The 9,762-nt window shown below is 74.2% G+C and carries 10 protein-coding genes and 1 pseudogene; 7 read left to right on the forward strand and 4 right to left on the reverse strand.

Going from position 1 to position 9,762, the window contains the following annotated elements; all coding sequences use genetic code 11:
* The first annotated feature begins 133 nt into the window (after window positions 1–133).
* From PKE99_RS32570 to PKE99_RS32580, 3 genes are read left to right on the forward strand one after another with little or no spacing between them, the layout of a single operon-like run.
* Complete coding sequence (locus PKE99_RS32570) at window positions 134–802, forward strand: ABC transporter ATP-binding protein (protein ID WP_037052320.1); 669 nt, start codon at window positions 134–136, stop codon at window positions 800–802.
* Window positions 799–2,019 (forward strand): ABC transporter permease, encoded by a 1,221-nt coding sequence (locus PKE99_RS32575; RefSeq protein WP_037052323.1) that lies wholly within the window; start codon window positions 799–801, stop codon window positions 2,017–2,019. Before PKE99_RS32570 ends, PKE99_RS32575 begins: the two co-directional genes overlap by 4 nt.
* A 28-nt stretch (window positions 2,020–2,047) precedes the next feature.
* Window positions 2,048–3,688, forward strand: a complete 1,641-nt coding sequence (locus tag PKE99_RS32580; protein ID WP_037052325.1) for an HlyD family efflux transporter periplasmic adaptor subunit — start codon at window positions 2,048–2,050, stop codon at window positions 3,686–3,688.
* Window positions 3,689–3,712: 24 nt separating this feature from the next.
* Here the strand turns inward: PKE99_RS32580 and gvpJ are convergent.
* A pseudogene (gvpJ, locus tag PKE99_RS32585) lies at window positions 3,713–3,997 on the reverse strand (gas vesicle protein GvpJ); the annotation flags it as partial.
* A 150-nt stretch (window positions 3,998–4,147) separates the two neighbouring features.
* Here gvpJ and PKE99_RS32590 point away from each other — a divergent pair.
* Both PKE99_RS32590 and PKE99_RS32595 read left to right on the forward strand, forming a co-directional pair.
* A complete protein-coding gene (locus PKE99_RS32590; protein ID WP_051738150.1) occupies window positions 4,148–4,954 on the forward strand; it encodes an SDR family oxidoreductase in 807 nt (268 codons plus the stop codon).
* Window positions 4,955–4,962: 8 nt separating this feature from the next.
* Window positions 4,963–5,610, forward strand: a complete 648-nt coding sequence (locus PKE99_RS32595) for an alpha/beta fold hydrolase (RefSeq protein WP_037052327.1) — start codon at window positions 4,963–4,965, stop codon at window positions 5,608–5,610.
* An 18-nt stretch (window positions 5,611–5,628) separates the two neighbouring features.
* Here PKE99_RS32595 and PKE99_RS32600 read toward each other — a convergent pair whose 3' ends face one another.
* Entirely contained in the window at window positions 5,629–6,069 is a 441-nt protein-coding gene (locus PKE99_RS32600) for a DUF2795 domain-containing protein (protein ID WP_231498403.1), read from the reverse strand.
* A 70-nt stretch (window positions 6,070–6,139) separates the two neighbouring features.
* Between PKE99_RS32600 and PKE99_RS32605 the strand changes: the two genes are divergently transcribed.
* Together PKE99_RS32605 and PKE99_RS32610 are read left to right on the forward strand one after the other, a co-directional pair.
* On the forward strand, window positions 6,140–6,850 hold the full coding sequence (locus PKE99_RS32605; RefSeq protein ID WP_037052380.1) for a mycothiol-dependent nitroreductase Rv2466c family protein: 711 nt from the start codon (window positions 6,140–6,142) through the stop codon (window positions 6,848–6,850).
* Between the two features lie 82 nt (window positions 6,851–6,932).
* On the forward strand, window positions 6,933–7,757 hold the full coding sequence (locus tag PKE99_RS32610) for a methyltransferase domain-containing protein (RefSeq protein ID WP_051738151.1): 825 nt from the start codon (window positions 6,933–6,935) through the stop codon (window positions 7,755–7,757).
* Between the two features lie 16 nt (window positions 7,758–7,773).
* Here the strand turns inward: PKE99_RS32610 and PKE99_RS32615 are convergent, their stop codons facing one another.
* Complete coding sequence (locus PKE99_RS32615; RefSeq protein WP_037052329.1) at window positions 7,774–8,616, reverse strand: SMP-30/gluconolactonase/LRE family protein; 843 nt, start codon at window positions 8,614–8,616, stop codon at window positions 7,774–7,776.
* Window positions 8,617–8,706: 90 nt separating this feature from the next.
* Window positions 8,707–9,639, reverse strand: coding sequence for a hydroxymethylglutaryl-CoA lyase (locus PKE99_RS32620; protein ID WP_037052331.1), 933 nt, complete (start codon window positions 9,637–9,639; stop codon window positions 8,707–8,709).
* Window positions 9,640–9,762 lie beyond the last annotated feature (123 nt).

A 9,762-nucleotide genomic window follows, 5' to 3' on the forward strand; every position in this document is an offset into this window, starting at 1 on the left:
GCGCGCCCGGACGCTACCGATCAACGGGCGTCGGCGGAAGAACCGCCCGATTCGCCGGACCGGGTGATCACCGAACGCTCGTCCGGTCGTTGGGCCGAACGAGTGGTTCGGGGGGACCACGGCCGGGGGGACGATGATCGAGCTGGAGCACGTGTCGAAGGTCTACCGGACCGGGGACATCGCGCTGCGGGCGCTCGACGACGTGAGCCTGCGGATCGACGACGGCGACCTCGTCGCGATCATGGGGCCCTCCGGGTCCGGCAAGTCGACGATGATGAACATCCTCGGCTGCCTCGACGTCCCGAGCTCGGGCGTGTACCGCCTCGACGGCACGGACGTGGGCGGCCTGTCGGACAACCGGCTCGCCGACATCCGGAACCGCAAGATCGGTTTCGTCTTCCAGTCCTTCAACCTGCTGCCGCGGACCTCGGCGATCCGCAACGTCGAGCTGCCGATGGTCTACGCCGGCACGAAGGACCGCCGCACGCGCGCCCGGCGCGCGCTGGCGCGGGTGGGCCTGGCCGAGCGCGCGAACCACCAGCCCAACGAGCTGTCCGGCGGACAGCAGCAGCGCGTCGCGGTGGCCCGCGCCCTGGTCACGGACCCGACGATGATCCTCGCCGACGAGCCGACCGGGAACCTCGACACCGCCTCGACGGTCGACGTCATGAACCTCTTCGTGGAGCTCAACGAGGCCGGGCGCACGATCGTGCTGATCACCCACGAGCCCGAGGTCGCCGAGTTCGCCTCGCGCGTGGTCACCCTGCGCGACGGTCACATCGTGGGGGACGAGCGCCGGTGAACCTCGCCGAAGCCGCCCGGATCGCCGCACGCGGGCTGCGCACCAACAAGCTGCGGTCGGTCCTGACCATGCTCGGGATCATCATCGGCGTCGCCGCGGTGATCGTGCTGGTCGCGTTCGGCAACGGGCTGCAGCGTTTCGTCGCCGACGCCTTCGGCCCCCTGGCCAACCAGATCCAGATCACCAAGACCCAGGGCGCGATCAGCGGCAACCGGGCCGCCCGCGACCTCACCGACGCCGACGTCGACGCCCTGTCCGACCGGAGCCGCGCCCCTGCCATCGGGTCGGTCACGCCGTCCGTCAACGGCAGCGCGCTGCTGCAGGTGGTCGGCGACGGGCAGTACCGGTCGTCGATCCTGGGCACCCAGGCCGACTACCTCGACGTCGCCAACCGCGAGCTCGTGGTCGGCTCCTTCTTCGACGACCAGCAGGCCCGCAACAAGGCCAAGGTCGTGGTGCTCGGGCCGAACCCGGTCGCCACCCTCTTCGGCGGGCAGGCGGGCGAGGCGCTGGGCAAGGACGTCCGCGTCGGCCGCACGACCTTCCGCGTGATCGGCGTACTCAAGGGCAACGGCCAGCAGGACGACGTCGCGGTCATGCCGCTCGGCGCCGCGCGCAGCTACCTGCTCGGCGGCGGCGACGTCGTCGACTCGATCACGGTGCGGGCCGCCTCGACCGACGTCGTGCCCCAGGCCGTGCAGCAGGCCTCGGCGATCCTCGACCAGCGGCACCAGATCCGGGACCCGGGCGAGCGGGACTTCACGGTGACGGCGCTGCAGAGCCTGCTCGACCAGTCCTCGCAGGTCCTGTCCTTCGTGACGATCTTCGTGGCCGCCGTCGCCGGGATCTCGCTGATCGTGGGCAGCATCGGCGTCGCCAACATCATGCTGGTCACGGTCACCGAGCGGACCCGCGAGATCGGCATCCGCAAGGCCATCGGCGCGCGCCGGCGCGCGATCCTCCAGCAGTTCCTGATCGAGTCGATGATCCTCACGGGGGTCGGCGGGGTGCTGGGCATCCTGCTCGGCATCGGCCTCTCGGTGACCGCGGGCATCGTGCTCCCGCAGCTCGTCACCGACTTCCCCGCCCCGTCCGTGTCGGTGGGCTCGGTGGTGCTCGCCTTCACCGTCAGCCTGCTCATCGGGCTGGTCGCGGGCGGCTACCCCGCCAACCGCGCCGCCCGGATGCGGCCCATCGACGCCCTCCGGCACCAATGATCCCGACGACCCGGGGAGTGATCCCGTCGTGACCGCACGGACCACAGCGAAGGCCCGGACCCGGGTGCTGCGCGCCGCCGGACTGGCCGGCCTGCTCGCCCTGGCCGCGGCGTGCACCGGGGACACCCCGGCGCCGCCGACCGCCGCCGTCGACCGGGGCACGGTGTCCTCGGCCGTCTCGGCGTCGGGCAGCCTCGTCTCGATCACCCAGCAGAACCTCGGCTTCGCCGACCGGGGGCAGATCGCCGAGCTGTTCGTGAAGGTGGGCGACGCCGTCCAGGCCGGACAGCCGCTCGCCCGGCTCGACGACGCCGCCGCCCGCTCCCAGCTCGCCTCCGCCCAGGCCAAGCTGGACCAGCAGCAGGCCTCGCTCGGCAAGCTGACCGGCGGGAACTCGGTCGAGGCGGCGCAGGCGGCGCTCGACTCCGCCCACGAGGTCCTCGACGCCACCCGCGACCAGGTCGCGGCCACCGACGCGGCGGACGCCTCCGCGGTCGACCGGGCGAGGGTGCAGCTCGCCTTCGACAAGAAGCAGCTGGAACTGGCCAAGCGGCAGTTGCAGAAGGACCAGAAGGCGTGTGCGGCGGCGACCGCGGCTGCGACTGAATCGTCGAGCACGACGCTGCTTCCGCTGGGAAGCACGGGAGGTGCCGCTGACACCGGGTCGACAGGGACCGGCACAGGGACCGGGGCCGACGGGGACACCAGCACCGACCCGGCCTGCACAGCCCTCCGCACCGACCAGCAGGCCGTGCAGACCGCCAAGGCCAACGTGGTCTCGTCCCAGACCGCCCTCGACGCCGCCGAGCACCAGCGCGACACCGATCGGGCTCAGGGCCGGGTGAACATCGCCAACGCCGAGAGCACCGTCTCCGACGCCCAGAGCCAGCTCGACAGCGCCGGCAACGACGCCCCGGCCGACATCGACGTGCAGGCGGCCGTGGTCCGCGACGCCGAGAACACCGTCGCCGACGCCCAGCGGGCCGTCGACAACGCCGTGCTCCGCGCTCCGGTGGCCGGGACCGTGTCCGCGGTCAACGGCGCGGTCGGGGACTTCGTCGCCGCGGCCGGCGGCGCCACCCCGCTGGCCCCCGGCACGGACGCCCGCATCCCGGCGGCCGCCGGTTCGGCCGACGCGGCAGCCGCGGACTCCGCCTCGAACGGCGCCTTCATCACGCTGAACGACCTGCAGACCTTCCAGCTCGTCGTCCCGTTCGAGGAGAGCGACGCGGCGCAGGTCGCGCCCAACCAGCGCGTCGACGTGACGGTGGACGCGGTGCCGGGCCTGACCTCGCCGGGGACGGTGGTCGCCGTCGCGCCGACCGCCGACCAGATCTCCGGCGTGGTCAGCTTCTACGCGACGATCGTGCTCACCCAGGTCGACCCGCAGCTCAAGGACGGCCAGACCGCGCAGGCCGACGTCCTCACGAAGGTCGTCGACGACGTGCTCCGCGTCCCGGCCGCCGCCGTGCGCCAGGAGAACGGGCGGACCGTGGTGTCGGTACCGGGCTCCGACGGCCAGGCGGTCACCCGCGAGTTCACGCCCGGCGTGGTCGGCGACAGCTTCACCGAGGTCCGCGCGGGCCTCGACGAGGGCCAGGAGGTGCTCCTGCCGCAGGCGACCGTCCAGGCCACCGCCAACGGCGGCGGGGGCCCCCGCGGCAACTGAGGCGCGGCGTCAGCGCATCGCCTTCTCGGTGGTCTTCTGCAGGATCTCCGGGAGGTCGGTGCCCCGCTTCTCGCTGCTGTAGAGGTCGAGCCGGTTGGTGGCCTCGGCGAACCGCAGGAACGTGTCCACGCTGGCCACGACCACGCGCGCGTCGATCGTGAGGAGCTCGATGCCGACGATCGACACGCGCACGAACACGTCGATCACGAGCCCCTTGTCGAGGATCAGCTCGACGACGTCGGCGAGCCCGCTGGAGCCGCCACCGCCCGAACGCTGAACGTGGCCGCCGCCCGTCGTCGCCACCGTCACCGTGTCTCCCTCCGTCGACGGCATCAGGTACCCGATCCGGTGATGCGGAACGCGCGGTGACGCGAAGTTGGGCCGCGCGGGTGACGGCGGACGGCCGTCGGTGGTCGCTCAGCGGAGCGTGACTCCGCGCGGAACGGGCACCCGTGCCCCGTGCAGACTCCCCACGACTTCCCCCGCACCGCGATCGTCACCGGCTCGGACTCCGGCATCGGGCGGGCCACCGCCGTCGCGCTGGCGAGGGCCGGCTGCGACCTCGGCATCACCTGGCACGAGGACGACAAGGGCGCCGAGGCCACCGCGGAGGAGGTCCGCGGCCTGGGCCGCCGCGCGGAGGTGCGCCGGCTCGACCTGACCGGGCTGCCCGGCGCGGCCGACGTCGTCGACGAGCTCGCCGACGCTCTCGGCGGGGTGGACGTGCTGGTCAACGGCTCGGGCACCGGAACCTCGACGCCGCTGCTCGAGCTGGGCTTCGACCAGTGGCGCGAGGTGATCTCCACCGACCTCGACGGCGCCTTCCTCTGCCTGCAGCGGGCCGCCCGGCGCATGGTCGACGCGGGCCGCGGCGGGCGGATCGTCAACATCACCAGCGTGCACGAGCACGCGCCGCGGGTCGGCGCGGCGCCGTACTGCGCGGCGAAGGGCGGCCTCGGCCTGCTCACGAGGACCGCGGCGATCGAGCTCGCCGAGCACGGGATCACCGTCAACGCGGTGGCGCCCGGGGAGATCGCGACGCCGATGACGGGTCAGGAGGACGAGGACCCGACGGGGACCTCGCGGCCCGGCGTGCCGCTCGGGCGGCCCGGGCACGCCGCCGAGATCGCCGACGTGATCGCGTTCCTCGCCTCGCCCGCGGCGTCGTACGTCACGGGCGCTTCGTGGGTCGTCGACGGCGGCATGCTGCAGATGGGCCCGATGGCGGGCTCCCACCTCCCGTCCGACGACTGGCGGCGCGGCTGAGCGGCCCGGTGCACCCGTTCGTGCTGGTCCCCGGGCTCGGTCTGTCCGGGGCGAGCTGGGGCCCGACGCTGAGCGAGCTCGGGGCGGGCGCCGACGTCGTCACACTGCCCGGGTTCGGCGAGCGCGTCCGCCGGGGCGACCGGCTCGATCCGCCGGCGCAGGCCTGTCGCGTGCTGGAAGCGGCGAATCTCGCCGACCGGGTCGTCCTGGGGCACTCGGCGAGCTGCCAGGTGGTGGCGGAGGCGGCAGCGCGGGCACCGCGCCCGCCGAGGGCGCTGGTGCTCGTCGGGCCGACGACGGACCCCTCCGGCGGCACCTGGCCGCGGCTGGTGGAGCGCTGGCTGCGCACGGCCGCGCACGAGTGGCCTGCGCAGGCGCCGCTGCTCGTGCGGGACTACCTGCGGACCGGGCTCGGCGGGATGGCGCGCACGCTGCACGTCGCCCGCCGGCACCGGATCGAGCCGGCGCTCGCGGCCGTCCGCTGCCCCGTGCTCGTGGTGCGGGGGCGGCACGACCGGATCGCCCCCGCGGGCTGGGCCGAACACCTCGCACGCACCGCGCCGAGGGGCCGGGCCTTCACGCTGCCGGCGGGCGGGCACATGGTGCCGATCACCCATCCGGAGCTGCTGGCCCCGGTCGTCAGCCGGCTCGGCTGACGACCGGGGCGCCGCAGGTCAGGCCGGACCGCCGAGGTGGTCCTTGATCTCCTTCATCACGGTGTTGGGCCCGTCGACCTCGCGCAGGCCCTTCAGCGTGTCGACCAGGTCGTCCGGCGCGCCGTTCTGCTTCGCGGTCTCCGCGAGCCGCGAGCCGTCGGCCGGGTAGTCGACCCCCTTGAGGTACCGCTGCACCTCGTTGACCTGGAAGGCCGGGCCGTCGATGTCCTTGGTCGGCCGCTCGGCCTGCGAGTTGCCGCCCGGCGTCGACCCGCCGAGCTCACCCTTCAGCTCGGCCATCACCGCGTTGGGGCCGTCGACCTGGCGGAGCCCGCGCAGGTTCTGCACCAACTCCTCGTCGGCGCCGTTCTTCTGCGCCAGCTCGGCGAGCTGGTCGCCGTTCATGGGGTAGTCCGCGCCCTTGAGCGCCTTCTGGACCTCGGTCACCTGGAACGCCATGGCGGGGGCGTACCCGGGGCGCGCGGGCTCACGCCCCACGATCGACGGTCGGCGCGCCTACCGTGGGCATGTGCCCGATCTGCGGTTCTACTTCGACCCGGCGTGCCCGTTCGCGTGGATGACCAGCAAGTGGGTGCGCACCGTGCAGCGCCGGCGCGCCTACGAGGTCGAGTGGCGGTTCGTCTCGTTGCGCCTGCTCAACGCCCACGTCGACTACGACGCCCACTTCCCCGCCGGCTACGAGGCCGGCCACACCGCGGGCCTGCGGCTGCTGCGGCTCGCCGCCCGGGTGCGCGAGGAGCACGGGCCCGACGTGGTCGCCCCGTTGTACGAGGCGCTCGGCCGGCTCCTCTACGAGCGCACGGAGCAACCGGACGAGGGGGGCTCGCGCACGCGCGCGATCGCGACCGGGGCGCTCGAAGCGGTCGGGCTGCCGGCCCGGCTCGGCACCGCGCTCGACGACGAGGGGCTCGACGCGGTGGTCCGCGCGGAGACCGACGAGGCCCTCGCGCTGACCGGCAAGGACGTCGGCACCCCGATCCTGCACTTCGCCCCGCCGGAGGGGACCGCGCTGTTCGGCCCGGTGATCAGCAGGTTGCCCGCCGAGGACGAGGCGGTCGCGCTCTGGGACCACGTCGTGGCGCTCGCCGCCTTCCCCGGGTTCGCCGAGCTCAAGCGCAGCCTGCGCGAGCGCCCGCAGCTGCCCTCGTTCGGCGTGCGGACCGGCGAGGTCGGGCTGGTGGAGGACTGGCACGGCGGCAGCCGCCGGCTCAAGCGCTGAGGGCGTGGTCGGGCCGACGGGGTAACGCGGCGATCGATCCGGGCGAACCGGCCGGTGCCGATCATCGCGCCGAGGAGGGCCCGTGAGCAGCACCGACAGCCCGGACATCGCGCTTCACGACTTCACGGACCTCGACCACGCCGCACTCCCCGCGACCTACGTCGCGGCGCTCGAGGCCTTCGACCGGCTCCCGCTCCTGCGCGAGCTCAAGGCCCTCGCGATCGAGCGCACCGGCACCGGACCGGGCAGCCGGGTGCTCGACGTCGGGTGCGGGTTCGGGCTCGAGACCCTCCGGCTCGCCCGGCGTGTGCAGCCCGGCGGCGCCGTGACCGGCGTCGACCTCAGCGCGGACTTCGTGGCCGAGGGCCGGCGCCGCGCGGCCGCCGAGGGGGTGCCCGTCGAGCTCCTGCGGGCGGACGCGCGACACCTGCCCTTCGCCGACGCGTCCTTCGACGTCACCCGCATCGAGCGCGTCCTGATCTACCTCGACGACCCGTGGGCCGCCCTGCGCGAGATCGTCCGGGTGACCCGGCCCGGCGGTGTGATCGCGATCATCGCGCCGGACTTCGACACCAACACCGTGAACGTCCCGGACGAGGCGCTCGCCCGCGCGGTGCTCGCCCACGAGTGCGACACCGCCGTGGTCCACGGGCTCCTTGCCCGTGACCTGCGCGGACACCTCCTGGACCTGGGCGTCCGGGACGTCCGGGTCGCCAGCCGCATGGTCGTGTTCGACCCGGACCTCGCGGCGCAGTACTTCACCGGGATCGGGCGGTCCGCCGGCGCGGCCGGGGTGATCGACCAGGAGGCGGCCACGCGCTGGGTCGCGACGATCGCCGAGCTCCACCGGACCGACCGGCTCTTCGCCGCGATCGGCTACTACCTGTTCACCGGGCGGGTCGGCTGACCGCCGGGCCCGGCCGTCAGCCCGCGAACTCCAGCACCGGCAGCCCGCGCACCCCGGGATCGACGGCGAAGAGCGCGCCGGCCAGCGGCTCCGCGCCCGGCTCCATCCCCTCGGCCGAGGTGGTCACGTACAGCGTGTCGAGGTCGGGACCGCCGAAGGCGCAGGCCGTGACCCGCGAAACCGGCAGCCGGACGCGGGCGTCGAGCCGGCCCTCCGGCGTGTAGCGGTGCACCGCGGAGCCTCCCCACAACGCGACCCAGACCCCACCCCCGGCGTCGACCGTGAGCCCGTCCGGGTGGCCGGTGACCTCGACGAACGGGTGTCGGGACGCCGGGCCCGCGGCGAGGTCGAACACGTCGACTCGGCCGGTGGGGGTGTCGTTGTAGTAGACGCGGGTGCCGGTGGGATCCACGCCCAGCCCGTTGGAGACGGTGACGCCGGTGAGCACCGGCTCCACGGTCAGGTCCGGGTCGAGCCGGTAGAGGGTGCCGGCGCCCGGGCGCTCGTCGTAGGCCATGGACCCGCACCAGAAGGCGCCGTCGGGGGTGCAGCCGCCCTCGTTGAACCGGATGCCCGGATCGCTCCACACCGGACCGAGGTCGCGCTCGCAGCGCAGCTCGTCGTCGAGCAGGAGCAGGGTGCGCTCGCCGGCGAGGACGACGCCGCCGCCGCGCCGCGGGCGGAAGGCGGCGGCCACGTCGGCGACGTGCGTGCGCCGGACCTCGCCGCCCGCGAGCTCGAGGATGTCGCCGGCGAGCATGTCCACCCACCGGACGCCGGCCCAGGAGGGGTGCCAGACCGGCCCCTCCCCGTGGTGGGCCACCGGCCCCGTCACCGGCTCCGCCCGCAGCTCGCGCATGCCCCGCCCCCTCGGTCAGTCCTGCGAGCAGACCGTAGAGCGTGAGGCGGTCCGCCCGCCCGGGCCGGCGGGCGCTCCTCGGCGAACTCCTCAGCCGGCGAGCGCGGCGACGGTGCGGGACGGGCTGGGGCGGCCGAGCTCCTTCGCCAGCCAGACGCTGGTCTCGACCATCTTCCGCAGGTCGACGCCGGTGCGGATGCCCAGGCCCTCGAGCTGCCAGAGCAGGTCCTCGGTGGCGAGGTTGCCGGTGGCGCTGCCGGCGTACGGGCAGCCGCCGAGGCCGCCGGCGCTGGCGTCGACGGTGGTGACGCCGTGCTGCAGGGCGGCGAGGGTGTTGGCCAGCGCCTGGCCGTAGGTGTCGTGGAAGTGCACCGCGATCCGCCCGACCGGCACGCCGGCGGCGGTGAGCGCGTCGAGCAGGGCCACGACCCGGCCGGGGGTGGCGACGCCGATGGTGTCGCCGAGGCCGAGCTCGGTGCAGCCCAGCGCCATCATCCGGGTGGCGACGTCGACGACCCGCGGGACCGGGACCTCGCCCTCCCACGGGTCGCCGAAGCACATCGACAGGTACGCGCGCACGGCGAGCCCGGCCTCCCGGGCGCGGCCGACGACCGGGGCGAACATCTCCAGCGACTCGTCGACGGTGCGGTTGAGGTTGCGCTCGGCGAAGGTCTCGGTGGTGCTGCCGAACACCGCGATGTCCCGCACGCCCAGGTCCAGGGCTCGGTCGAGCCCGCGCTCGTTGGGCACCAGCACCGGGTAGCGCACGCCCTCGGCGGGCGTGATCGCGCCCAGCAGGGCCTCGGCGTCGGCGAGCTGGGGCACCCACTTCGGGTGCACGAAGCTCGTCGTCTCGACGACGGTGTGCCCGGCGTCGACGAGCCGGGCCACGAACTCCGCCTTGACCTCGACGGGCAGCACGGTCGACTCGTTCTGCAGCCCGTCGCGCGGCCCGACCTCGCAGATCGTGACGGCCTCGGGGAGGCCGGCGAGGTGCGTCCGGCCGTAGGACGCGGTGCTCACGCGCTGCGGACCGCGGCGGCCTCGCCGAGGTCGAGGATGCCGACGGACTTCTCCCGCATCTCGACCTTGCGGACCTTGCCGGTCACGGTCATCGGGAACTCGTCGACCACCAGCACGTAGCGC

It is taken from the genome of Pseudonocardia halophobica, assembly GCF_027922425.1.
In the GTDB taxonomy this organism is placed as follows: Bacteria; Actinomycetota; Actinomycetes; order Mycobacteriales; family Pseudonocardiaceae; genus Pseudonocardia; species Pseudonocardia halophobica.

Bases quoted from the DNA above. Each gene is read 5' to 3' on its own strand.
- PKE99_RS32615 (WP_037052329.1), bottom strand. From the start codon at position 8,616: ATGCGCGAGCTGCGGGCGGAGCCGGTGACGGGGCCGGTGGCCCACCAC.
- PKE99_RS32570 (WP_037052320.1), top strand. From the start codon at position 134: ATGATCGAGCTGGAGCACGTGTCGAAGGTCTACCGGACCGGGGACATC.
- PKE99_RS32600 (WP_231498403.1), bottom strand. From the start codon at position 6,069: ATGGCGTTCCAGGTGACCGAGGTCCAGAAGGCGCTCAAGGGCGCGGAC.